Genomic DNA, 23,189 nt, shown 5'->3' with positions numbered 1-23,189 from the left:
CGTTCGATCGCGTCCAGCGGCTTTGGGAGAATGCGTGGGAGCAGTTCATCTCGCCCCTGGACTATGACATCGAGATCCGGCGGGTCATCTGCTCGACGAACCGATCGAGTCGTTCACCGCCATCTACCGCCGTGGGGATGGCGTCTCCGGTGCCCGGATCGTCCCCGCATGCATGTGCACCAGCTCGGCGTTCAACCCGACGAACTCCCCCTCGTCCACGAGAACGAACTCGCGCTCGCGATCGTCCTCCTCCCGATGGCAGCGCAGCCGATTGTGCTCCGCCAGCAGCGCCCGGTAGCTCGGCGGAACCGACCAGGCGACGGCACCGAAGTGCGGCGCCAGGAGGGTTTCTCGCACCCGCACCGCCTCGCGCGAGGCGGGGCCGGACCCGTCGAGATCGAGCAGTCCCGCCGAGGCGGCCCGGCGCAGGTCCAGAAGGGCGTCGCGGGGTGTAGCCATTGTCTGACTCCTGATGTACTTGGATTCTCTTGGCCGCGGTCAGCTTAGGACTTGCGGGTGGCCTGCGCCGGGGACTTCGCCCACCCGGCCCATCTCCTCCGACGCATCGAAACCGACGCCCACAAACCCAACTCGCCATGGCGCCTCGAACACCTGTCCGACTACGACGACGCACGCGAATGGCACAGCCAGGAAGCAAAGATCGTCGACACCCCCGACCTGCAACCGCGCGTTGTCGCCAAACTCATCGCTGCCGCCACTGATCGGACCACGACAAAATAGGCCACCCTCGGTGGCACATCCCGCGAAGCGCCTGCCATCGAAGATGGCCCACCGCAGATCACCGACTCAACGGTGGGCCACCTCACTGACATCGGACATCTGACGCTGTGATCCGCCCCGAGGTCGCTTCAGGCTGCGTGCCCAGCGGGCTTCTTCGGGTACCGACAGCAGTAGTCCCGCCCACTCAGGGGCGGGACCCACTAGTCCATTCAGCCGTGCGGTTCGTTGATGGGGCTAGGACTCTGCGAGGCAGGATCGAATGATCTTTCCGGCGATCTGGTCGAGAAGCTCCATGGGAACAGCGTCGGGGAGCGCGCGGAGCCAGTCATCGCTCGGTTTTGACGGCATGACCTTGGCTCCGTTCAACAGCGAATTCAGTTTGGTTTGTTGATCAGACGACAGGATCAGCGGCGCGGTCGGCAGCAAAGGGTCTACGACGTTCTTGATCTCCGCCCAGTGCGTCTTGGCGCACTGCAGCGTGCTGTCGCTTTGCCAGTCGATATCTTGCGCGGCAGCTGTCCCCCCGCCACACCACAGCCCCGCGCACACCATCGCCGTTACCAACACCCCACCTAGTGCACGACCATGAACTCCCACTACGGGTTTCCTCCTATCGCGACGGCAACGACCAGGAACTTTTGGCTGGTAGGAACACTATGCGCTCCACGTCCCTGCTCGTGACACCAACACCACTTGTCAACGCGGCAACCTCAATCGCCTACAAAGGCGGGGTAGAGATCCTGTACGGCCAATTCCTCGCCGAAGACCAGGGATTAGGTGACTTCTACGGTCGCCAGGGCTTCATCGTGATGCCACCCGCGACGCCGCTGAACTTCTCGCAGTGGCTGGGCGGATTCCCTGGCGGCCCGGCACCACTGGCCAATGAGACCTTCTTCTACCGCATTCTGACCACCGACGGCTACTGAGCTGAGCGGTCCAACTCCGCCATTTTCTGCGATCGACCTTCTCACCATCCAGCACGACGTGGCGCGTCGATGATCCGAGTGCGCTCTGTCTACTGCTACGCGAACTCACGAGGGTGAAGCCTTAGAGCTCCTAACAGGTTCGGTCAGTTGGCGTCGGGTTCTGTTGCAGTGCAGGATGTTTCGATGTAGCAGCACCCTGGATCGTGGATGACGAGTTGTGGGCGGTAATCGAACCGCTACTGCCGGTGAAACCCGCGGGGGCACCGGGACCGCCGCAGATGGACAGCCGACGGGTGCTGCAGGGGATCTTGTTCGTGCTGATCACCGGGATCGGGTGGGAAGACCTACCCCAGGAACTGGGGTTCGGGTCCGGGATGACACGTTGGCGCAGGTTGCGGGACTGGCAGGCTGCCGGGGCGTTCGAACAGATCCACCAGGCCGTGCTCGCCCGCTGCCACGCCGCCAGGATGATCGACTTCGACCGGGTCATGGTCGACGGCTCGCATGTGCGGGCGAAAAAAGGGGCGCCGCAACAGGTCCGAGCCCGGTCGACCGCGCCAAGACCGGTTCCAAGCACCACATCCTGACCTGTGGGAACGGATTCCCGCTCGCGGTGGCGCTGTCGGCGGCCAATGTCAACGACCATCTGCTGTTGCCCACGCTGCTCGACCGGGTCCAACCTCTGCGCGGGCGTGCGGGGCGACCCAGGCATCGGATCACCAACCTGATCGCGGACAAGGGATACGACTACCCCAGCGTGTATTCCGAACTGCGGCAACGACGTATCACCGGCTACATCGCGCGGCGCGGCACCCGTGACAAGGTCACCGCCGGCCGCTGGATCGTCGAGCAATCCTTTGCCCTGCTGCACCAGTACCGGCGGCTGGCCATCCGGTGGGAACGTCGCACCGACATCCACCACGGATTCCTCGACCTCGCCGCAGCACTGATCTGCTGGCGACGACTCAGCAACCGAACCCGATAGGAGCTCTTAGCGAGACTTTTCGCGCCACTGGACCTCATATGCCAGATAGGCCCATGTGCGGAGCGCTTCGAAGAACAACGAAGCCGGGTTCGCTGTCGAATCGGACGTCATGACAAGCGATCGTCGCATGAGATACCGACAGAAACCGCGGAAAACGTGTCTGGGCAACATAATTTGCCGGGCAAACGTGTGGTTGCATCTGGCGAATCAGGTTCGCTGCCGCAGCGGGCTGACCTATTGTCGGCTGTAGCGGCTTGTCGGTCTGGGTGTGGAGGCGATGGGGATGACCACTTTGAAGGATCTGTTTCTCGACGTGATCGAGGACGCCCGACACGTGCAGACGTGGCAGGAGGCGGTCGATCTGCACGAGCACACCAAGATACTGGTCAGCAACCTCGGTAAGCGGCAGGGCTTCTATTCCGCCGACGAGCGCCTCGAGCTGATCAAGCTGCGCAACGAGGCGCTGACGAAGGTCCGCGACGTCTTGCACCTGGAGAGGATCGAACGTGACGTCGCCGCAGCCGCCGAGGCTCGGCAGCGCTACGCGGTTGAACGCGCCGAACGGCTGGAGGCGATCGACCAAGAACTCGCCGAGGCCGAACGTGAACGAGAAGCCTTGGACCAGAGGGAATCCCGAAGCGTTCCCAGGAGCGCGCTCAAGGGCGTGACCGGAAACGCCTTGACCCGGACGTTGGAGGCCATGCATGAGCGGGAGCGGTAGACGGGCCGCACGGGGTTGTCAGTGATCACGGGAAGGATGCACGGCAATGACGGCGACGGGGGAGCGCGAGGACCGGCAAGGCAGTCTGTGGACCGGGGAGGACTACCAGGAGTTCTTCGGCGCGCTGGCGACTACAGCGACCGATGAGGAGATCGCTACACAGCTCGGTCGGACCGTGGGTGGAGTGCGGTCGCGTGCGAAGTTCGTTCTGCTGGGCGGATATACCGGCGCCATCGCGATGCGCAAGCTGCGCGAGATGGTCACCAAACCGGGCTTCGACGGTGAAGCTCTGGCCCGCGAGGCACATGCGGCGAAGGGCTACCCGTTCTGGGACGCCACCACCGATGAGCAGCTGATCTTGGCCTGGGCGCAGACCCCGACCCCGGGTATGTCCTCACTCGTCGAACGGTTCGGCGTGACCGAGCGAGATATCGCGCGCCGCTGCATCAGGTTGAGACTGGCTGATTCCACTGCTGAGGTCGTCGACCACTTGGGCGCCGAACCCGGCAAAGTCCTCGACACCTGGGCGCGCATGGCCCGGAACAGTACAAGCGTCGCGGTCGGTGTGCTGGTCGTGACGTCGAGCAAGGGCACGGTGCTGCACCTGTCGCTGCACATGAGCATCGACGAAGCGGCGCAGGCCTGCGCCGAACTCGACGAGTCCGCTCTTACCGGGATGCCGGCGGTCTGGACGATCGCGACCCGCATCGTCGGTGAGGGCTCGATCAGGGAGATCGCCACCGGTGCGTGGGACGAGCGGCCCCGACTGGGAGAGACCGTCGAGCCCGTAGACGGGTCTGTCCCGGTTGCGGCAGGCCCGCCGAATCATCGTCGACAGCCCTGGTGGCGGTTCTTCCGGCGCTGATCCCGGCCGGACCAGGCGGGACACCTCATAGAGTTTCAGGGGTGCTATCAGCGATCACGTCGTGTCGTCACGGTGTGTTGGTTCGGTTCGGCGATTACTACCGTAGCCCGATCTGGTAGGCGGTGCGGGTGGCGTCGGACAGTGGCGAATAGGTCCCGAATGGGTCCTGAACAGGCCCTGAATTGTGCTAGCCTTGGCCCATTGCCGCCCCATCGAGGTGGGGTTGGAAGTAAGCCGTGGGATTACTCGCCGGAGACGAGGCCCGCGGCTTGCGTCGTTTCAGATGATGTGAATGATGTCGACCAAGCCGCCGAGTGTGTGCAGGTAGCCGGGATTTCCCACACGGTGCTGCACGATCGCCCCACACACCACATCCGCGACGGCCAGGACCGGTTCGGCTCTGCCTCGTATGTGGTCGATCCGCAACGGCTTGGTGATGATCTTCCGTGCCCGGAACTTCTGCAGAATGTCCAGATCGCTGCGATCCATAGTTCCGCGCGATTCGAGAGCTACCTGATCGCATGGCATGTGCGCCAGCGTAGGCAGCAGGTATTCGAGGCATTTGCGACGGTGTCGACGGTCCGCGGCACCCAGGTCGTGGTGCACCACGATGATGCTGCACACCGGCAGCTCGGCCACAACGCCCACCAGTTCGGGGCGGCGTTCAGTGCTGCTGCCGTGCCAGTGCACCTTGGTCTCGCCGGGTAGCAACAGCGCGTCCATCGTCTTGCGCACCACCACGACATCCTCGTCTTCGATGAGCGCAGCGGCCACGATGTAGGTTCCGGGTCGCGGTCCGGCTGTGATCCGCTGGTGAGCTGGGTCGCGATCCGCACCGCGATCGCCGACCTACTGCCCGGCCGAGGCGAACAACCCGCACGCGCCGGCAACGAAGAACCACACCCGATCCGAATCGAGATGCCGGGCAGGATCGCCCGCCACCTGACCGGCTACAGCGGCGATCTCGGTGACACCGAGCGCCTCGCCCTGCAACAAGGCCGCCAGTGCGACGTGGCCAAGGCTACAGCTTGCACGTCACCGCACTGCCACATGTACACCGAGCACAACTGGCTGCCGCCGAAACAGTCGGAGAGAGCGCTTCGGCCGCTGATCGCAAGGCATTTCGGATCTACAGGGACCGACTGAACGACGCGACTATCTGATCAACCCGCAGCGTATCCGGTGAATTCCTGGGCGGTCGTTGTGACCATGCGACCGCCCATCGCGTGCACCGCGGAGTGCAATCGAGAATCACCGCTGGGCGGCAATGGCATTGACCACACCGACGAACCGTCTGCGCCATCGATCGCCTGCACGGTGACGCCGTCGGTCAAGATGAGATGGCTTGCGTCGGTGATGCCTTCGTACCTCGTGAACTGTGAGGCGTTCGCGAATGGCGACGGCCGCTGCCAGATTCGATGTCCGTCGGCGAGATCGAGACCGGAAAGCGTTGAGCCATCGAGCGATCGGACAATCACCGTATCGCGCACCACTCCCACTATCGCGCCCTTGCGTCCCGTGGGATCGTCGAGGCCGATCAGCGCATTGGTCCACAGAACTCGGCCGCTCGTCCGGTCGTAGGCGCTCTCCCCGGTCAGGATCGGCAGTGGTGTCGCGGTTGCGGCCGGATACCACTCGAGGATGAAGCTGGCATTGGCGACCTCGGCGATCCGGTGGCCATCGCGACCGAGCAGCGCGACCGTTCCCGCACTGCCGCTGCGATCGATCACCTGCGTGGCGATCAAGCCGCCGTCGAAGACGTAGCCGACGGGAGCGGTGAAAAGCAGCTCACCGGAACGCAAATCGTATACGCGAACCTTGCCGTCGCGCCCTTCCCGGAAGTAATCCGGGGCGTCGATCCGGGGAGTAACGGGTTCGCCGGGAATCGGTGTCGGATACGTCTTGCGCCAGGTCGCAGCGATATCGGCAACGGTCCCCCGCGTAATGACAGCGGTCTGCCAGTCCGCGGTGCGCCCGGCCACGGAGACAACGCCGTCGCGGACCGCGATGTCCATGACCTCGAAATCCGTTGTGTGGTCCGTGAGTACCCTGCCGGTCGCACTATCGACGATCAGCACTCGATGTGTGCCGTGACAGGTGAGCAGCCCCTCGAGTACGAGTTCACCACAGCCGTCGATTTCACCGACATCGGTTGTCCAGCGCGGCTTTCCGGTGTCCGGGTCGATACCATGCATTCGCACCGGACCGACCGGCAATCCAGCCTCGCCGGTTGCGCTACCCGGCACCGCGGTGGCCGCCACGATCATCGTCCCGGTGTCCATCGGCCCGCCGTATCCGTAGTAGCGGCCCAAACTGTGCGGGGCCGACAGCAGGACCGCACCGGGCTCATCGGACAGATCCGAGGCGCGCACCGTCCATCGCGGGGCGGGAGCGGAGTCGAGCTGGGGCGAAATACGAAACCTGCCGCCCAACACCGGAGTCGCTTGCTGCGACTGCCGAGGTGACCGGTCCGTCCACACGATCGCCGCCACGCCCACCACCACGACCAGCACCACGATCCAGATCCCGCGCCTGTTCCGACCGGTGAACCACTGTGCGGCCGAGTTCATGCGGCTGTCTCCTCCAAGCATCGATCTGATCCAGACTCCAGTCTGGATGCGCCCCCACGCAAGGTATCAGCTACTTCCGAGGTGGGAATGGAGACCGGAGCGGTTTCGCTGCCCGGTAGTTCACCGAAACCAGAAGACCCCCAGTCGGACAATCAGGCCGTTTACCTCGGTATTCGCCGGGTATCGCCTTACCGATCGGCTGTATCCGAGTTCGAAGGAGCACGTGGATGGACGTTCTGCCCGGCACATCGACAAGTCGCGACGGGCAGCTGTCCGTCTTCGATCCATTCGCCATGAAGGCCAGTGAATTTGCCTCTCGCGCAGGCTTTTCCGTGTTCTGCGTCGCCCTGGTAGTGGTGTGGATGCCATCCATCATCGCAGGCTTGGCCGGGGTTGTGTCGGCGGCGAACAAGGCTCGGCGGCACTACCCCCGGATCATCGGAAAGACAGGGGCATTGAGTCATACCGGGCCTGGCGACCGCCGCTCCGATTCAGGGGCTATGAAGAAGGTACCCGCGGTATCGGGTGTGCGCAGGAGTGCGGACATCGATGCAGTCGACTTCGAACATCGACAGGAACGGCAGGACGGCCGCGCCAGCATGGTGTTCAACAAACGTATCGAAAATGGTTGGTGTTCAACAAGTCCTGTCGGACCCGTCTCGTGCAGTCCGGGGCATGGCCAGCCAGACTCGCTCCCTCGACATCGCCGAACCACTCGCCCTCGACGTGATGCGCTCGACCCGATCGGCGGCGGCGGTGCCCTCGTCGGCTACGGCCGAGTGTCGACCAAAGGCCAGCTGCTCGACCGTCAGATCGCCGCGCTCACCGCGGCCGGGTGCCAGCGGATCTTCACCGACAAGAAGTCTGGCAAGAACGCCGAACGCGAGGAGTTGGGTGCCTGCCTTGACTACCTGCGCCCCGGCGGCCGACTGGTGTTCCATGTCTTTGCCGCGCTCGCCGAGTTCATCCGCGAGCTGATCGTCGACGGCACCAATGAGGGCCTGGCCGCCGCCCGTGCCCGCGGGCAGCGCCTCGGCGGCCACCGGCGATGACCGCCGAGCAGATCCGCCAGGCTCGTGCCATCCTCACCCGCCCGGACGAGACGGTGTCGTCGGTGGCGAGGCTGCACGGAGTCTCGCGCGGCACCCTCTACAAGCACATCCCCGAACTCGGCAACGGCACGTCCGACGCCGCGGAGATCTGAACCTTAGCGGCGGTCAGACGGCCAAAATTCGGTGTTTTTAGGCGCGGTTACTACTTGGAACCCCTACCGCCCCTACTTCTTCGCACCGACCGGTCCATAGGAGAACTACTAGCCTGTAGGCAGCGGCGCGGCGCAGAGGGTTTCTGGACCAGACCGCGGGGAGGGCGATGCCGAATGTTGCTGAGAGAACCAGCAGCAACACAATCGCGATGAGTATCGCCGGGTGGTAGGCAAGCAGCGTAGTCACGAGCGCAAGGCTGACAACTCGCAGAATTGAGGGACGAACGCGCGACAAAGTCGCCCCTTTCGGGGAGCAGGTTGTCTCGAGTCGCTCGTCTGCTGAGCATCAGCAGGTTGACTTTGCTGAGTATGGCAGCCTGCTGCTGGCCGCCGGGATTGAGGTTCGACTAAGCCGCCGTTCGCGATGATTCACGGCAGGATCTCCCGGCGTGAGTAAAGACCAAGTGCACCATCAGGTTTAGCCGCAACACCTCGCGAACGGTGGGTGCTACGCCGCCTGTTTGCGGTAGTCGCAGCCGTGGCAGTACCACGCAGGCTCTCCGGCGATCCGGGCCACGTGCAGCATCTCCCCGCACTCATGGCTTATCTGCACCGGTCGGAGAGCTGGATTCTCACCAACTGGTTCTAGTCTGCCTACATCGGTGAGCTGTGACGTCGTTTGGCGGTGGATCTCGACGGCGGTCTGCCCAGGCTAGATGTCGCATCGGCGAATTGTGACGTCACGATCGTTCTTGACACCGCCGATGCGCACCCCTCCCACCAAGCTGGCCGATTCGGACAGCGCGCACAGCGGCATGTGCGTGCGTTGAGTTGGCATGCTCCCGAAGCCATGTGGCTGACGGGTTGCTGGGAAGGAAGGGGCGTTTGAGGTCACCGTTGGTGGGCCCGGCACGATATCGCCATGTTCAAAGTTGACCGGATCCTCGGGGACCGTCCCTTCGCTGAGGTCGGTGATCCTGCCCTGACCGTCGACGACGAGCGTCAGCACCTGCTCGCAGTGGCCGGTACACACGAGCCCGGTGGTGCGCCGGTCGGTGTGTACGGCAGCAATAGCCTGACCTGCCGCGCCTTGCTCCGTGCGCGCTACCCCGTGCACGCCATGGCTTTCCATCCCAGCCTTCCCCTCCTCGCAGTCGGCTCGGGTCGCTACGACGGCGGCTACTTCTTCGAAGGAGAATTGCTCCTGCTGGACCTGGAGACAGGCGTAGCCAAGCCGCTCATCGAGCACGATCTCGGCCGCCAAGTCCTGGGTCTGGAATGGATCGACGAGCACGAACTACGCGTGCTGATGGCACCGCCGGACGATTGGCAGGATAAGAACGCATGGGTCGAGGGGCATGTCGCGGTGGTACATCGGCCCGATTGGAGGTCCGTACCGCCGAGCTCGATCACCGGATACGACCTGGCCGGACCGCGGGTGCCGCTGCCGCGGCCCGACGGCCAGGAGGAAGCCCGCCGGCGGATCTCCGATCTGTCCACGAGCTGGGATCCGCGACGCAACATCCGCGCGATCGAAGAGCTGTCGGACGGCAGGATCATTACCGCGCTCGACGGCGTCGGGTTGGAGTCCTGGTTGCCCTCGGGGCAAAAGCAGTGGACTGTCCAGGACGACAAGGGTGGCCGTGACATCGTCGTGGCCACCGACGAGCGTTCGGCCTGGATCGCTCTGGCACGCCCCGGATGGGAGAAGCAGCCGCAGTCGGTGGTCCGGCTTTCCCTCGAGGACGGGGCGCAGCTCGACCACCTGAGCCCCCCGCTCCGGTGTCTCTGGTGCGATGCGCTGACGGCCTGCCGGCCCTGGCCCCGAAGGATCCAACTACGAACGGAGCAGGCTCCGTATCCGCCGCGGCAGCCGAATCTACTACTACGACATCCTGCCCAAGGACGACGAGTTGCACATCGATCCAGCCGAAGTGTGGCTGGCCACAGCCGATTTGGAAGAGATGTCGGTGGCCGAATATCCGCATGCGCCGAAGACGACGGACTTCACACGAGTGTTCCCCTTCTCGTGGGCACCGGGTGAAACACACTTTGCCGGTCCGGGCGTGGAGACATCGGACGGTGAGCTGGTCCATGTGGGGACCGTCTATCACGGCTGGGGGTTGCAGCCTGGTGGCTCATTCGTCGTGCGGCGCCGAAAGACTGGAGAACCGACCTGGGTCTTTCGAACGGACTGGCCCGCCACCAGTTTCGACTCCGACACGGGGATCGTCTACGTCACCTACACCAATGGCGAGCTCGTCGCACTCAATATCGATACCGGCACCGTACTGTGGCGCCAGCACGTGACCGTTGCCGCAGTGCCCGTCGTGCCGACCGCGCTCACCGTCACCGATCCCGGCCGCCTACTCATCGGCACCAGCGACGGCCGAATCCTGGATTGTTCGGTCGGGTAGACAGATTCGACAGTCAGGACGTTGTTGGTGCCGGGTCGGAGGTCAGCTCGGGGGCCATGCCATTCATGCACTCATCGGCAGATGCGGACGTTCGCGTACGCGCGCCACGCGGCATTACAGTGCGATGGCATGAGTGGGCCCGCCGCGTGGTTGGATCCTGTGGCGGCGGGCCAACTGTGGGGCTGGGTCATGGGCCAGCTCCTCGACGCCACCGGCGGGCCCTGCTCTAGCGGCCGCGGTCGTTGGGTCGTGTCTCCCGATGTTTCGAGCCATTCGACGACGCGGGCCAGGACGAATCCGGCTCGGTGGGTGGTGGCGAGTTCGTGGTATCGCCGCCGCCGTGGCCGCGCCGGGTCGGTCGGCCACCACCTTCGCAGTGTCGCTGGCAATGATCTGACCAACGTCATGACCGAAATCCGCTAGCATCGCCTGGCGCCCCGGACGCCAGAATGAAACGTTATGCGCTTAACCACCCCGACCGTCATATTGATGATGGCGGCAGTCCTGCTGACAGGATGTGCTATTCCGGCACAAGGACCCGACCAGACCGAGCGTGACAGCTGGTCACGCGTGATCGAAACTGCCATCCAGGCTCTTCCCGGGGTGGTCGATGCGTCACATTTGTTCGATTACGAGGGCAAGTCCCGCACGTACCATTCCCGGCTCGATGTGCAGCTCGAGGATGGCGCCACACCGGACGAGGCCGCGTCCGTGGTGCGTGCCATGGGCGCCCAGCAGCTTCCGCCGCGCTACCAAGGCGACCAGACCGAGGTCAATCTCGACCGGATGACGGACTCTTATTCTGCGTATTGGCGGTTCGGTCGGGACGTGAGCAGGGAAGCGAACTCGGCACACACCTGGGCGAGAGTCTCGGCCCCCGGCACACAGGTGCACTGGTCGTCACGCGGCATCGACGTAGACCAGATGAGCAACGCCATCGGCGTCGGAGCGGGCTCCGAGGCCGAACCCCACCGTGCCACCTCGGCGATGCGCCGAATCATCCAGGACTTTCCCGAACTGGCGCCCAACGATTGGACGGTGGCCACCGTTCCTGTGGAGAGCGGGTCCAAGAATCGCTCGAGACTGGAACCCGGGTGGCTCAACTCGGGCCGCCGACCCCTCTTCCCGTCCAGCCGACCCCGCTTCCCGTCCAATGGTGAACTCGAGATGTGGGAGTGGTTCCTGACCGATCAACCCACCCCATTCTTCGTCGAGATATCCGTATACGACCCGCCCGGCAAAGCAGGCCGCACCCTGGACGTCGCGATATACCCTCCTGTCGGAAAGCAACTCACCGCTGCGCAGGCAACACAACTCGCCGAACGGCATCTTCCCTACTTGGCCCAGCCCGGTGCCGTGGTCGACTACACGATCGAAACACGCAACGGCCCCGTTTTCGCGGTCTTCGTCGGCGGTTGCCAGCCATCCTGGCGCGATGTTTCACCGGAGTCGGAGGCCTACGCGCGTCAGTATGAACGCTGCTAGCTCGAGTTTTAACGTCTGAGGTCGTGCTGGGGGACCCAGTTGATCATGAACGAAGCCCTTGGCTGATGATTTGTCTTGCGACAGAACAGATCTCAGGACCAAGGGCTTCGGTGAATAGTGTGCACGACACCGGCGGTGCCGGTGTGTTTGGGGACCTGTCGGCGTTCCGGCAGGAATTCTGTCGGTGTCTGACCGCTCGGGCGGATGCGGTGTTCGAGTTGGCCGATGCGGTGTTGTGCGCGGACGGGCCGGTGCGGTCGCTGCCGGAGTTGTCGCTGGTCGGCGAGCATCGGCGGGGCCACGGCAGCGTGTATGCGGCGCTGGATCGGGGCCGCATCGAGGTTGCTCGGCTGCGGCGGGCGCTGGCCGCGGTCCCCTTGCCGCGGGCCGCCGATGGCCGACTGGTGCTATGTACGAGACCTTCGCGATCTCGGATACTGCCAAGTCTCCGCTGCACTCAACGGGACGATCACCTGGCGAGTCCAAAACCCCTCCCTCACCCCGGCACCGGACCCGTGCGCCATCGCACTCGAACTAGCCACGCTGACCATCGACCTCTCCCCCTAGCCGCCGCGAAGTCACCTCTTGGATGTGTAGCGAACGGGCAGATCGCCCCTTTTCCTACCTCGGCTCGCGAGCCCGGGGGCACGGCGCGCTCGCACGGCAGGCCGGAAGTGCGTTGTGTCAGAGCCAGTCGCGGAGTTTGAACATCCAATACAAGGTGCCGGAGATGACGACGATGGCAATCGTGGACGCCCAAAATCCCCAGGCATGCTCGAATCCGGGATAGGGCACGTTCTGGCCGTAAAAGCCGGTGATCGCGGTGGGTACAGCGATGATCGCAGCCCAACTGGTGACCTTCTTCATGATCGCGTTGAGCCGGTTGCCCTGCAGAGTCAGCTGCGTCTCCCGGATTGTCGTGACCAGATCACGCAGAGATTCGGTCCACTCGGCCGCACGCAGGATGTGATCGTAAACATCCTGGTAGTAAGGCATCATCGCGTCGTCGACGATGTGGAGGTCGCGGCGCATCACCGCATTCGCCAATTCCCGCATCGGCAGCACCACCCGCCGCAATGTGACCAGACTCTTGCGTAAGCGCAGCGAACGGCGCTGCAGCTCTCGGTAGTCGGCATGATCGGCGAAAACGAGATCTTCGAGGGCTTCTATCTGCTCGTCCAGCGCCTGCACCGCCTCGAAGTGGCTGTCCACGACGTAGTCCAGCAACCCGTGCACCAAGAACCCCACCCCGCTCTTGGCGAGCTCGGATGCGGAGTCCCACCGCCGTACGACCTCTTCGATGTCGAAGTTCTCGTCTTTGCGGACGGTGACCAGTGCCCTCGGGGTAACGAACGCGGCCACCTCGTACTTATGGAGCACCCCGGTGCTGGTGTCCAGGCGCACGGTGTAGGCGGTCAGGAATGCGTGGGTGTCGTAGCGGTCGAGCTTGGGCCGTTGGTGCTCATGGACCGCGTCCTCCACCGCGAGCTCATGCAAGCTCAGCTCCTCGCTGATTGTCGCCAAGTCCTCCGCAGTCGGGGAACACATGTCCAGCCACACTGTCGCGGTCGAATCACGCAGATAGTCCGAAACTTCCGCCGCCGGGAAGTTCTCGGATTCCAGGACACCGTTGCGGTAGAGACGAGTGCGCGCCATACCGGCAGAGGCTAGTCGCCTTGCGCGGGTGTCTATACCAACGGCAGCACCGCCCGATAGAGAGCCGACCCGCATCCCGACGTCGGCGGCTCAACTCCACTGAACAGCCGCGACCGACCTCACCTAATTGCGATCAGCCTGTGGTTGGGGGGAAGCCCGGAGCATCATGCGTTCCGGCCGGTGCTATCGCGCGCTCAACCTTGCCCGGTGACGCGCATACCGTGCCGTCCGAGAACGTGACGTTCCGTGGAGTCGCCGGATGCGAGCGCTCCCGCGGCGAGCAGCGGCACCCCGGATACGGCGGCATCGGGTGCGGCTGGTGCACGCTGACTTCGCCCGTCCCGGACAGCGCTGAACGACAGTTCGAAGCGCGCGCTCATCTAGCAGCATGGGTGCGCCACAGCGAAGGATCCCGCCACGCGGCACCCGAATCGGGCCGCGCGGCGGCTTTGTCGCTATTTTCCGCCTTTATTCGAACCCGTTATGCCTCTACGTATTTCGCCGGGCCGATGCTCTTCGCGCGACAGATCTCGCCGGTTCGACGACTGCAGCTGCCACGGCACGCTCGTCACCATTACGCCCGGCTCGAACAGCAGCCGCGCTTTCAACCGCAGCGAGCTCTGGTTGTGCAGTAGGTTCTCCCACCATCGGCCGACGACGTACTCCGGGATGAAGACGCTGATGACATCGCGGGGTCCCGCCTTACGCAAGCGTTTCGTGTAGTCGAGGACCGGACGCGTGATCTCGCGATAAGGGGACTCGACCACGATCAGCGGAATACTCACGCTGTGGCGCTCCCAATCCTGGCTCAGTAGGCGAGTTTCGGTGTCGTCGACGTTGGCGGTGATCGCGGTGAGAGTGTCCGGTCGGGTCGCTCGCGCGAACTGCACGGCGCGCCTGCTCGCCTTGGTCCAGCCAGATACCAGCACGACTGCGTGCACCCGGGGTGGCAGTGTTTCCTCGTCGTCGTCATCGATGTGGAGTTCGGCGCGAATTGCCGTGTAGTGGCGGTGGATCAGGTACATCAGCACAACAAGGACCGGGATTGCGATCACGACCAGATACGCGCCGTGGGTGAACTTGGTGATCATGACGACCACGAGAACGACACCGGTGAAGCTGGCACCGAACGCGTTGATCGCCCTCGCGCGATGGATGCGAATCCGGTCGGCAGCGTTGGTGGCGTCGGCCAGTTCGCGGTTCCAGTGTCGGACCATGCCCGCTTGGCACAGCGTGAACGAGGTGAATACACCGACGATGTAGAGCTGGATCAACCTGGTCGCCGAACCGTCGAACGCATAGATCAGCGTGCCCGCGACAACGGCGAGCAGGATGATGCCGTTGGAGAAGGCCAGTCGATCGCCACGGGTGTGTAGCTGTCGGGGCATGTATCGATCTTGCGCCAGAATCGAATTGAGCAGCGGGAACCCGTTGTAGGCGGTGTTCGCCGCCAGAATCAGGATCAACGCGGTCATCACCATGAGGTAGTAGAAGGCGATGCTGTTGCCGCCGAACACCGCCGCCGCGATCTGCGCGATTACGGTGCGCTGCGGATCGGTGTGGCAGTCACCGGGAAAGCCGATCAGATCGCATGCGTTTTCCGCGACACGGGTGTGGGAGATCAAGGCCAGCGCGGTTACACCGGTGAACATCGCGATCGCGATGATGCCCATTGCCGACATCGTGCGGGCCGCATTGAGTGCCTTGGGTTTACGAAACGCGGGAACACCGTTGGAGATCGCCTCGGCGCCGGTCAATGCGGTGCATCCGGAGGAGAACGCCCGCAGCACCAGAAACGCCACCGCCGCGCCGCTGAGGCCGACCTGCTCGGCATGGATCTCGTAATGCGCGCTTTCGGCGACCGGCGCGTCCCCGAACAGCGCCTTGCCGAGACCGACGACCACCATGAGCGTGACCCCTGCGACGAACGCATACGTCGGCACGGCGAATGCGCGACCCGACTCCCGCACACCGCGCAGATTCATGGCGGTCAGCAACGCGATGAATCCGATATTGATCGCGACTCGGTGCGCATTCAGGTCGGGCACCGCGGAAATGATATTGTCCACGCCCGCAGCGACCGACACCGCCACCGTCATCACATAGTCGACCAGCAACGCCGCAGCCACCACCAAGCCCGGTAGCGGTCCCAGGTTCTTCGCGACCACCTCATACGAGCCACCGCCGGACGGATAGGCCTGCACTACTTGCCGGTAGGACAACACCACGACAGCGAGCAGAACAACTACCGCGCCCGCGACCCAAGGTGCCAGATGGATATAGGCGAGCCCACCCAGCGTGAGGATGAGCAGGATCTCCTGTGTCGCATACGCCACCGATGACAAAGGGTCACTGGCAAAGATAGGCAGCGCCAGTCGCTTCGGCAGCAAGGTCTCCCCGAGCCGGTCACTGCGAAATGGGCGCCCGACAACTAGACGCTTTACCACGTCGACCGGTGAAACCACGATGAGCCAGCCTAAGTCCGACTCGCGGAATTCGGCCCACCTCCAGCCGTAGAGATTCCGTAAAGAAATCAGCGGCAAGCTACAAGATCACGTCAAGACACTGGATGGCCAGCGAATAGGTCGCTAACGTCCTCACTCGGATTCTGCACCACCGAGAAGGCAGCCGCCGCGACGAACGACCTACCCCATGACCTTGCGAGCCTGCGTGAGCTGGTGAGCCACCAGTACATCGTCGAGATTCTCGATGCCCTGTCCAACCGGCCGCACACCGCCGCCAAACTCACCGCGATCACCACAGGTCGCCATCGTGCGCTGGCGCAAGCACTGCGAGTAGTAGCATCACACGGGCTGGTCACCAACGACTGTCGAGGCAGCTGGGACGGGGCCATCCCAGCGACCGACATCATCCGGTTGACAGACCGTGGCATGCGGGCCGTCGAATTACTGTCGAATCTGAGCGTATGGACAGCGTTATACGAACACACCGATCACGCTCACGATCGGTAGCTGCTGTCCGCAATGCACCCTCGACGGGAATCGCGACGCGTGATCGCTCCGTCACGCAGAGTTGCATCCGGTTCTCTTGGCACACAGCATCTTTCGACTCTGACCCGCGCGGCAACTCCGGTGGTCGACCGCTACTCCTCGAAGCGGTGCCCCATGCCCGATTCAGTGATCAAATGCCTAGGGTGCGACGGGTCGTCTTCCAGCTTGCGTCGCAAACCAGCCAGATACACACACAAATAATGGGTGGCGGTCTCGTGGGATGGGCCCCACACCTCGCGCAGCAATTCCTTGCGACCTACCAGCTTGCCGCGGTTGCGCACGAGCATGTCGAGCATTGCCCACTCTGTCGGAGTGAGCCGCACCCTCTCCCCCTTCTTGGTGACCTTCTTCGCGACGAGGTCGACAGTGAACGACGCCGTCACCACCACCGGGTCAGAAGCATCACCGCCTCCGCGGCGGACCGCAGAGCGCAGCCGCGCAAGCAGTTCGTCCATCCCGAACGGTTTGGTGACATAGTCGTCCGCACCACACGCAAGCGGCCGTCCAGGAGGACGCGGAATGCAGACTCGCTTCCACGAGAACCTCGATCAGCTCGCTACACAGCTGCACGCGATGTGTCTGCACGACCGCACCACCCTCGCGACCGCACTGCTGCGCGCCAACTTGGAATCGACCGAGCAGGCCATCGACATGCGCCGCGAACTCGACACCATGCGAGATGACTGCGGACACGCCGCAGTGACGCTAGTGGCGCTGCAAGCGCCGGTCGCCAGCGAACTGCGGCAGGTGGTCACCGCTATCCGGCCCCGAGCTACGGTCGGCGGCCTACTCGGCGGGCACGATCGGTGTACTTCCGCGTGGACCTGGTGCGGGCGGAACCAGCGCACCAGCAGGCGTATTCGTGCTTGGTGCCGACCGTGCAGGCGGGGGCGCCAGCATCTGCAGTGGCAGGGAAGGTGGCGGCAGCGCGGACCCGCCTCGCGCCTGCGGGGCGGCGCTGCCGGTGCCGCACGGGGGAGCTGCCGCCGCGCTATGTGATTCGCCGCATGTCGACGTCGGACCCGCCGGAACAATAGGTTCGGCTGAGGCGGTGGCCGCGGCAATGATCAGCGAAACCGACGCACCGGCTGGTGCGATCCAACGCCGCCACCCCCGCATCTGGATCACAGCCATATCGGGTCACCGTAGACCGCGACCGAATTGTCGGCCGTATCTGTGGATATCGAGACGGTCGCGAACGAGCGCAGGCTGACCGCGCCTGCACATGCATCGATCTTGATCTGCACCTGATCGACGGCGACCGAACCATGCGCCCCTGCAAGCGCTTTCGTGCCGAGCGTGATGCTGCTGATGGTGCCAGGCTTGACGGATGTCGACATGTTCGGCAAGATCAGCGCGCTGCCTCCGACTGCGACGCCGGGCGAGGGGGCGACGGTCACCATGACGTTCGGGCCGATCGCCGCGGACATTCCGACGGTAAGACCGTTGGACACATCAGCCTGGCAGCCGATCTGGTAACCCAGCTGCACCGCCCCCGCGTTTACCGCAGCCCGGCCCTCGCCACTGATATCGGCTGCCGCCGACAACGTGACGAACCCTTCCCGGCTGAATGGTGTCGCGGCCAGATTGGGTACGCGTTGAACGTCTTCCGCGGTCTTGCTGATCCGCAATTCCCAGCCGTCCTCGGTGCTGATGACGCGAGATTTGTCTGCTATCTGATCAGCGGTCGCGGTGGCGGCAGTCAGGCCGATTGCCGCTGCAGTAGCGATGCCGAGCATCGCTATGGTCGAGCCTTTCAATGAAAATCCTTAGCGCTAGTAACAGTGTAACGGTGATGTGTAAGTGCAGGTCTTCGGACGTTCGCGACGCCGACTTCCGGCTTCGGAGACGCACGGCAGCGACACAAGCTCCACAGTCGAGCCGGAGTTCGAGCTGGGTCAGGACGTTGTCGAAGCCCTCCGGAACCAGCGCCCAGGGCACGTACTTGTAGAGCGACGCTATGGACGTGTGGGTGACGGGCGGGCTCGGATTGCGGCGTAGTCGGCCCAGTCGCTCGCGAGGGCCGAGGCGCGTTCCGCGGCAAATCTCGGGTGGCAGCCGACGAGGTCGGCGAGGACTGGCGCGGGGATCTCGCGCAGAAGCTCGTTGAAGGCCGCGACCCGACTGGTGCCGGTGATGCCCATGCTGCGAAGCCGTTCCCGGAGCCGGCTCGTCGTAATCGGACGGCTGGGGCGCTGACCGGGGAACAGCCAGGGCGAGGTGGGGGTTGGTGGCGGTCCCCATATTGCGGCGCTGGGCGATCAAGTCGGCGATGAGGCGGTCCAGCGGCTCGGGCATCGGCAGGTCTTCCTCGGCGATCCGCAGGAACACTTGCGGCATATGGCGACGTGCCGGGGCTTAGATGAGGTTCAGCGCAACAGCGATGGTGCCGAACGTCGCCAGGATCGAGGTCACGCCGACGTGCATCCCGATCGACAGCCGGATGTCCTTGTTCCGCCAGGCGAACCAGAACCCCGGGAACATGAAGATCACCCGCGACACGAACACCCATGGCGACCAGAAGTGGTACAGCGAGAACAAGACCGTGCTGACCACCGGTGCCCATCCGCCGAGGTGGGCGATGCGGGGCAGCAGGAAACCGCGGAAGTACAGCTCCTCGATGAGCGGGAGGGAGATTCCGGTCAGCGGCAGGCAGATCACCATCGTGGTGAGCATGATCGAGTACGAGTATCCGTCGAGGAATGCGGTGAAGCTGCCGGCGCCGTCCGTATACGGGACCCATGTGAAGAAGTCTTTGAAGAAGCGGTTCATCGGTGCCGTCGCGAAGCTCAGCACCGTCATCCACACGATGAGCGCGATGACCATCGCCACCAGCTTCCCGCGCGGGACCGGCTTGTCGGTGTAGTGCAGCACGCCGCGTAGCGAGATGTGGCCGTTGTGCTTGCGGCCCAGCCACAGCAGCCCCGACAGGATCGGTATGAGAACCAGGCACAGGGCGATCGCCCAGCCCATGAGGACCGGATATCCGATGGCCTTGACGAATGGTTCGCCGATGAGCAGGTAGGCGGCGACGATCAGGGTGCCGGGGACAAGATGCAACACGATCGACAGCGGCAGGGAGTGGCGGTCGCCCAGCAGCCGCTGGACTATTCGGTTCGGTCGAGTGTCTTCGAAGGCGCGCATGACGAGAGTTCCTAGAGCTGTTCGTGAATGGGTGCGTGAAATGACTCGGACAGTGCCCACCCAGCCGGGCAGGACTGGGGCGGACAGGACATTGATGAGGTTCTCGGCCGCTGCCAACGGTGATCTGAGCGGATGTTTCCGGAGCGGTGGCGGGATGGCCGCGTATTCGACCGGGTGGGTCCGGTGGGCAGTGACAATGGCGGTGACCGGGCAAAGGTGCACATGACAAGGGGTTCCTCGAGCTGTTCGTGGATGGTGCGTGAAGTGAAGCGGAGAGCGTTTACGTGGTGGGGACGGCTTGGACTCTCGCTATCGGAGGCAGGATCGGACGGCGTTGGCCAGGCTCGAAGCCCGGGGGTCGTCGGGCCGGAGGCTCCAGAGGTTCGTGACGTAGCCGAAGCCGACACCGGCATCGGGGTCCGCGAAGCCGATCGATCCGCCGGAGCCCGGGTGGCCGAACGACCCCGGCCCGGTCATCGGATACGACGGGCAGGCTCGCCAGAACCCGAGCGACATGTTGAAGGAGCGGTCGGCCGGGATGTTCAGCCCCGGCGGCAGCCCGTGCATCCGTGTCTTGTCGGTCTGAACGACTGTCGCCTTCTGGACCGTCGCCGGATCGAGCAGCCGCACGCCGTCGACATCGCTCACCGTGGCGGCATACATCCGTGCCAGCGAACGCGCGTCCGCGATCCCGTTCGCGGCCGGGAACTCTGCCGCGCGCCAGGCACGCGTGGTGTAGTACGCGGTCGCGGGGTCGGCCGCGTTGTCCAAGGCGCCGCCGAGTGAGGTGGCGCGGTCTTCGACCGAGCCCGGACCCCACCCGGACTTGATCCATGCGGTGATGGTGTCCGCATCGAGCCCGGTCGCCTTGATCAACCCGGAAGTCAGCTCCTCCAGATTGAGAGTGGTGTTCTCGATCTGGGCCACCCGCGGCTCTTCTTTCTCGGGCAGCCCGATCCAGGCGCTCAGCCCAAGAGGAGCAGCCACCTCGTTTGCGAAGAACCTGCCGAGCGACTTACCGGAGATCCGACGCACGACCTCACCGACCAGATACCCGTAAGTGACGCTGTGGTAGAGATGCTCAGTGCCCGGCTGCCACAGCGGCGGCTGCGCCTCGAGTGCGCGGATGACGGGGTCCCAGGCGCACGCCTGCTCGAAGGTCAGCGGTCCGTCGACGATCGGCAGACCCGCTTGGTGGGACAGCAACCAGCGCACCGGGATCTGCTCCTTGCCGGCAGCGCCGAACTCCGGCCAGTACTTGACGACCGGGGCGTCGAGATCCAGCTCACCGCGCCGTGCCAGCATGTGCGCACAGATCGCGGTAAAGCCTTTCGTCGTGGATGCGACCCGGACGGTAGTGTTTTCGTCCCATGGTCGGTTCGTCTGGCGATCGGCGAGGCCGTCCCACAGGTCGACGACACGGCGGCCGCCCACGTAGACGCAGCACGCCGCGCCCAACTCGCCGGGTTTTCCCACGAAGTTCGCGCGGAACGCGTCGGCGACCTTTCCCCAGCCCTCAGCGACACCGTTCTCGACACCGCCACTACCACCGCTCCCGGAATCGTTGCCGCAGCCGGCGAGACCGGCGACGCCGACGGCCGCACCGACACCCAACGCCCCTTTCAGCAGGCCCCGGCGACCGATATGTCCCGGCCCGGGTGTCCCACATGTCTTGCCTACCATGCCGTAATCCTTTCTGGAGACCTGAAATTCAGAGATCTGAAACATAGGGATCCGAGACTTCGGGAGACGTGCGCTCGGATCGACCACAAAGCCCGTGTCACTGGATCGGTTGCTGCCGGGGCAGTGGACGAGAAGCACGCGCAGCCCACGTCATGGGCGAACACGGCCGTCACCTCCGAGACCGGACAGAACACGAACTCTGCCCGGTCTCTCGGCGTGCAACCCCCGGGGTCACAGGGCCGACGCCGGTCCCTGGTTCCCTTTCTCCCTAGCGGCGTCGAGGGCTGCGGTGATCTTGCGGGCTATATCAGCCATGGTGGGACTGAGCTGGCCCTTGTGGGACCGACTGGCTGCTTCGACGGCGACGATGACGGTGCTGCGGAAGTTGTCAGCCTCTGCCGTAGCCTGCTTCTCGAGCAGGCTCATAGCTGCGGTCAGGGTTGGCAGCACTTGGTCGGCGAGTTCGGTTACGGACTTGCCTTTCAGGTTCATGCCGTCTCTCGACTTCTCTGCCAGCACGTGCCCGACCAGACCGGTCGCGGAGTACAGGGCGATGCTGCCGTCGGTGGCGGCCAGGTGGGGCGAGCCACCGGCAGCAGCAGCGGCGGACATCAGCGACACGGCGCCGTACGCGGCGGTCCGCAGGGTGACCTTGTCCTGGTCGGTCAGGGTGATGGACATGGTTGTTGGCTCCTTCAAATCTGTTGTGGCGTAATTCGATTGAACGGACCGATGGTGGAATGCGGTCGTGAGCCCGACGGTCATCGGCTCGCCGAGCCCGGCTGGTCCTGGGCCGCAGCTGCCGTCTCGCGTACGGCCTCGGCGACGGCTCGGAAGTCCTTGCTCAGGATCTTGGAGTGGTTGCTCGCGACCTTCGCGCTCACCTTCACGTTTGGGTTGTGGGCGAGCACCGGATCGAGTGAGGCCCGCGCCTGTTCCATCTCCCCGTCCTGGCTCCCGAGGCTGTTACCTGTGGCCAGGACGAACCGCACCGGGCAGGTCAACCGGTTGAGGACCGGCACGCTGGCGGCGGCGAACTCGTTGGCGTCGATGCCGACATCGGCGTGCTGGTCGGCGGTCATCCGCGCGGCCAGGCCCAGCGGACGCGCCAGCGGCAACACAAACCGCATCCGGCGGAACAGCTTCCGGATCCGCTCACGACTCTCCTCGCCGGTCAAGCCGTACGGCGCAGCATCCACGGTCACCACCCCCAAGACGCGATCCGGATTCCGGTCGGCCCAGTGCCACGCGAGGATCCCGCCGTAGGACCAGCCCATGAGCAGCGGCCGGTCCACCCCCCTCGCCGCAAGGACGGCATCGACATCTCGCAAGGACGCCTCGAAGGAGTAGTCCGCCGACCGCTTCGATTTGCCGCGGGCCCGCTCGTCGTAGGTGATGTGCCGGTAGCCGGTGCCGAGTTCGGCGATCACGGACCGCCAGTGCCGCTGGCTGGCGTAGCCGCCGTTCAGATACACGAGGGGACGGTCGGGGCCACCGGTGTCGGTCACGGCCAGGGCCGTGTCGTCGACCGGCACCATGCCGGTCCAGGTCGAGTTGTTCAAGTTGTCGGTCCTGCGTGGAGCGTGCATGTGCTCACCCTTTCGGGTTATCAATAGCAGCGATGTATTTACAAGTACACGTATACGTACATACCAGGTGAGGCGTGTGCAGTTGTCAGGAGACCGCCCTCCCGTCGAAAGGAGGTCGAAGTTGATCAGCCGGCCGGGGTAGTCCGCGAGCATCTTCCAGCCGGTCCGGCGGTACAGCTATCGATCCAGATC

General features: G+C 64.3%; 27 protein-coding genes and 2 pseudogenes. 15 read left to right on the top strand and 14 right to left on the bottom strand.

Annotated features, from left to right (window positions below; all coding sequences use genetic code 11):
* Positions 1 to 14: 14 nt before the first annotated feature.
* A pseudogene (locus ACLMAL_RS34750) lies at positions 15 to 133 on the top strand (transposase); the annotation flags it as partial.
* Here the strand turns inward: ACLMAL_RS34750 and ACLMAL_RS34745 are convergent.
* A complete protein-coding gene (locus tag ACLMAL_RS34745) occupies positions 124 to 459 on the bottom strand; it encodes a hypothetical protein (RefSeq protein ID WP_412002944.1) in 336 nt (111 codons plus the stop codon). The pseudogene ACLMAL_RS34750 and the gene ACLMAL_RS34745 overlap by 10 nt on opposite strands.
* Positions 460 to 516: 57 nt before the next feature.
* Between ACLMAL_RS34745 and ACLMAL_RS34740 the strand changes: the two genes are divergently transcribed.
* Positions 517 to 741 carry a hypothetical protein gene (locus tag ACLMAL_RS34740; protein WP_412002943.1) on the top strand — a complete coding sequence of 75 codons (225 nt, stop codon included), beginning with the start codon at positions 517 to 519 and terminating at the stop codon, positions 739 to 741.
* Between the two features lie 234 nt (positions 742 to 975).
* On the opposite strand, the gene ACLMAL_RS34735 is transcribed toward ACLMAL_RS34740, so the two are convergent.
* On the bottom strand, positions 976 to 1,308 hold the full coding sequence (locus ACLMAL_RS34735; protein ID WP_412002942.1) for a hypothetical protein: 333 nt from the start codon (positions 1,306 to 1,308) through the stop codon (positions 976 to 978).
* 89 nt (positions 1,309 to 1,397) lie between these two features.
* Between ACLMAL_RS34735 and ACLMAL_RS34730 the strand changes: the two genes are divergently transcribed.
* From ACLMAL_RS34730 to ACLMAL_RS34715, 4 genes are all read left to right on the top strand, one after another.
* The gene (locus tag ACLMAL_RS34730; RefSeq protein WP_412002941.1) at positions 1,398 to 1,667 is read left to right on the top strand and encodes a hypothetical protein; all 270 of its coding nucleotides are present in this window, start codon (positions 1,398 to 1,400) and stop codon (positions 1,665 to 1,667) included.
* A 200-nt stretch (positions 1,668 to 1,867) separates the two neighbouring features.
* Positions 1,868 to 2,652 (top strand): IS5 family transposase gene (locus tag ACLMAL_RS34725; RefSeq protein WP_412002967.1). Its coding sequence is split into 2 segments (ribosomal slippage): positions 1,868 to 2,183 and positions 2,183 to 2,652, totalling 786 coding nucleotides; the frame shifts between segments, so codons are not numbered across the junction.
* A 283-nt stretch (positions 2,653 to 2,935) separates the two neighbouring features.
* Positions 2,936 to 3,373 (top strand): hypothetical protein, encoded by a 438-nt coding sequence (locus tag ACLMAL_RS34720; RefSeq protein WP_412002940.1) that lies wholly within the window; start codon positions 2,936 to 2,938, stop codon positions 3,371 to 3,373.
* Positions 3,374 to 3,419: 46 nt separating this feature from the next.
* A complete protein-coding gene (locus tag ACLMAL_RS34715; RefSeq protein ID WP_412002939.1) occupies positions 3,420 to 4,238 on the top strand; it encodes a hypothetical protein in 819 nt (272 codons plus the stop codon).
* 279 nt (positions 4,239 to 4,517) lie between these two features.
* On the opposite strand, the gene ACLMAL_RS34710 is transcribed toward ACLMAL_RS34715, so the two are convergent.
* On the bottom strand, positions 4,518 to 5,012 hold the full coding sequence (locus tag ACLMAL_RS34710; protein WP_412002938.1) for a hypothetical protein: 495 nt from the start codon (positions 5,010 to 5,012) through the stop codon (positions 4,518 to 4,520).
* Between the two features lie 39 nt (positions 5,013 to 5,051).
* On the opposite strand from ACLMAL_RS34710, the gene ACLMAL_RS34705 reads away from it, so the two are divergent.
* The gene (locus tag ACLMAL_RS34705) at positions 5,052 to 5,384 is read left to right on the top strand and encodes a hypothetical protein (RefSeq protein WP_412002937.1); all 333 of its coding nucleotides are present in this window, start codon (positions 5,052 to 5,054) and stop codon (positions 5,382 to 5,384) included.
* 17 nt (positions 5,385 to 5,401) lie between these two features.
* On the opposite strand, the gene ACLMAL_RS34700 is transcribed toward ACLMAL_RS34705, so the two are convergent.
* The gene (locus ACLMAL_RS34700) at positions 5,402 to 6,808 is read right to left on the bottom strand and encodes a PQQ-binding-like beta-propeller repeat protein (protein ID WP_412002936.1); all 1,407 of its coding nucleotides are present in this window, start codon (positions 6,806 to 6,808) and stop codon (positions 5,402 to 5,404) included.
* A 779-nt stretch (positions 6,809 to 7,587) separates the two neighbouring features.
* Here ACLMAL_RS34700 and ACLMAL_RS34695 point away from each other — a divergent pair.
* The 6 genes from ACLMAL_RS34695 to ACLMAL_RS34670 all read left to right on the top strand — a co-directional run bounded on the left by ACLMAL_RS34695 (position 7,588) and on the right by ACLMAL_RS34670 (position 12,621).
* On the top strand, positions 7,588 to 7,860 hold the full coding sequence (locus tag ACLMAL_RS34695) for a recombinase family protein (RefSeq protein WP_412002935.1): 273 nt from the start codon (positions 7,588 to 7,590) through the stop codon (positions 7,858 to 7,860).
* Positions 7,857 to 8,012 carry a transposase gene (locus ACLMAL_RS34690; RefSeq protein WP_412002934.1) on the top strand — a complete coding sequence of 52 codons (156 nt, stop codon included), beginning with the start codon at positions 7,857 to 7,859 and terminating at the stop codon, positions 8,010 to 8,012. The genes ACLMAL_RS34695 and ACLMAL_RS34690 overlap by 4 nt, the downstream gene beginning before the upstream one ends.
* A 922-nt stretch (positions 8,013 to 8,934) precedes the next feature.
* Entirely contained in the window at positions 8,935 to 10,056 is a 1,122-nt protein-coding gene (locus tag ACLMAL_RS34685) for a hypothetical protein (protein ID WP_412002933.1), read from the top strand.
* 22 nt (positions 10,057 to 10,078) lie between these two features.
* Positions 10,079 to 10,429, top strand: coding sequence for a PQQ-binding-like beta-propeller repeat protein (locus tag ACLMAL_RS34680; protein ID WP_412002932.1), 351 nt, complete (start codon positions 10,079 to 10,081; stop codon positions 10,427 to 10,429).
* A 459-nt stretch (positions 10,430 to 10,888) separates the two neighbouring features.
* A complete protein-coding gene (locus tag ACLMAL_RS34675) occupies positions 10,889 to 11,914 on the top strand; it encodes a hypothetical protein (protein ID WP_412002931.1) in 1,026 nt (341 codons plus the stop codon).
* Positions 11,915 to 11,979: 65 nt separating this feature from the next.
* Positions 11,980 to 12,621: a transposase gene (locus ACLMAL_RS34670; protein ID WP_412002930.1), complete on the top strand. Its 642-nt coding sequence runs from the start codon at positions 11,980 to 11,982 to the stop codon at positions 12,619 to 12,621.
* On the opposite strand, the gene ACLMAL_RS34665 is transcribed toward ACLMAL_RS34670, so the two are convergent.
* The 3 genes from ACLMAL_RS34665 to ACLMAL_RS34655 form a co-directional block, all read right to left on the bottom strand.
* The gene (locus ACLMAL_RS34665) at positions 12,599 to 13,570 is read right to left on the bottom strand and encodes a magnesium transporter CorA family protein (protein ID WP_412002929.1); all 972 of its coding nucleotides are present in this window, start codon (positions 13,568 to 13,570) and stop codon (positions 12,599 to 12,601) included. The two genes, ACLMAL_RS34670 and ACLMAL_RS34665, sit on opposite strands and share 23 nt — an antisense overlap.
* Positions 13,571 to 13,764: 194 nt before the next feature.
* Positions 13,765 to 13,950 (bottom strand): hypothetical protein, encoded by a 186-nt coding sequence (locus ACLMAL_RS34660; protein ID WP_412002928.1) that lies wholly within the window; start codon positions 13,948 to 13,950, stop codon positions 13,765 to 13,767.
* A gap of 75 nt (positions 13,951 to 14,025) precedes the next feature.
* Entirely contained in the window at positions 14,026 to 16,035 is a 2,010-nt protein-coding gene (locus ACLMAL_RS34655; protein ID WP_412002927.1) for an APC family permease, read from the bottom strand.
* A gap of 213 nt (positions 16,036 to 16,248) precedes the next feature.
* On the opposite strand from ACLMAL_RS34655, the gene ACLMAL_RS34650 reads away from it, so the two are divergent.
* The gene (locus ACLMAL_RS34650; RefSeq protein WP_412002926.1) at positions 16,249 to 16,542 is read left to right on the top strand and encodes a hypothetical protein; all 294 of its coding nucleotides are present in this window, start codon (positions 16,249 to 16,251) and stop codon (positions 16,540 to 16,542) included.
* A 131-nt stretch (positions 16,543 to 16,673) separates the two neighbouring features.
* On the opposite strand, the pseudogene ACLMAL_RS34645 reads toward ACLMAL_RS34650, so the two are convergent.
* Positions 16,674 to 17,078: pseudogene (locus ACLMAL_RS34645) on the bottom strand (winged helix-turn-helix domain-containing protein); the annotation flags it as partial.
* A gap of 22 nt (positions 17,079 to 17,100) precedes the next feature.
* Here ACLMAL_RS34645 and ACLMAL_RS34640 point away from each other — a divergent pair.
* Complete coding sequence (locus ACLMAL_RS34640) at positions 17,101 to 17,580, top strand: hypothetical protein (RefSeq protein ID WP_412002925.1); 480 nt, start codon at positions 17,101 to 17,103, stop codon at positions 17,578 to 17,580.
* Between the two features lie 125 nt (positions 17,581 to 17,705).
* Here ACLMAL_RS34640 and ACLMAL_RS34635 read toward each other — a convergent pair whose 3' ends face one another.
* From ACLMAL_RS34635 to ACLMAL_RS34610, 6 genes are all read right to left on the bottom strand, one after another.
* The gene (locus ACLMAL_RS34635; RefSeq protein WP_412002924.1) at positions 17,706 to 18,341 is read right to left on the bottom strand and encodes an MspA family porin; all 636 of its coding nucleotides are present in this window, start codon (positions 18,339 to 18,341) and stop codon (positions 17,706 to 17,708) included.
* Between the two features lie 198 nt (positions 18,342 to 18,539).
* Entirely contained in the window at positions 18,540 to 18,725 is a 186-nt protein-coding gene (locus ACLMAL_RS34630; RefSeq protein ID WP_412002923.1) for a hypothetical protein, read from the bottom strand.
* Between the two features lie 214 nt (positions 18,726 to 18,939).
* Positions 18,940 to 19,725 carry a CPBP family intramembrane glutamic endopeptidase gene (locus tag ACLMAL_RS34625; protein WP_412002922.1) on the bottom strand — a complete coding sequence of 262 codons (786 nt, stop codon included), beginning with the start codon at positions 19,723 to 19,725 and terminating at the stop codon, positions 18,940 to 18,942.
* A 309-nt stretch (positions 19,726 to 20,034) separates the two neighbouring features.
* Positions 20,035 to 21,408 carry a serine hydrolase domain-containing protein gene (locus tag ACLMAL_RS34620; RefSeq protein WP_412002921.1) on the bottom strand — a complete coding sequence of 458 codons (1,374 nt, stop codon included), beginning with the start codon at positions 21,406 to 21,408 and terminating at the stop codon, positions 20,035 to 20,037.
* Positions 21,409 to 21,639: 231 nt separating this feature from the next.
* Positions 21,640 to 22,089, bottom strand: a complete 450-nt coding sequence (locus ACLMAL_RS34615) for a hypothetical protein (protein ID WP_412002920.1) — start codon at positions 22,087 to 22,089, stop codon at positions 21,640 to 21,642.
* A gap of 80 nt (positions 22,090 to 22,169) precedes the next feature.
* Complete coding sequence (locus tag ACLMAL_RS34610) at positions 22,170 to 22,970, bottom strand: alpha/beta fold hydrolase (RefSeq protein WP_412002919.1); 801 nt, start codon at positions 22,968 to 22,970, stop codon at positions 22,170 to 22,172.
* Positions 22,971 to 23,189: the final 219 nt, after the last annotated feature.

Origin of the sequence: Nocardia sp. CWNU-33 (assembly GCF_046764895.1) — a bacterium.
Classification (GTDB): domain Bacteria; phylum Actinomycetota; class Actinomycetes; order Mycobacteriales; family Mycobacteriaceae; genus Nocardia.
The sequence above is the reverse complement of the archived record's forward strand: the minus strand, read 5'-3'. Positions and strand labels throughout refer to the sequence as shown.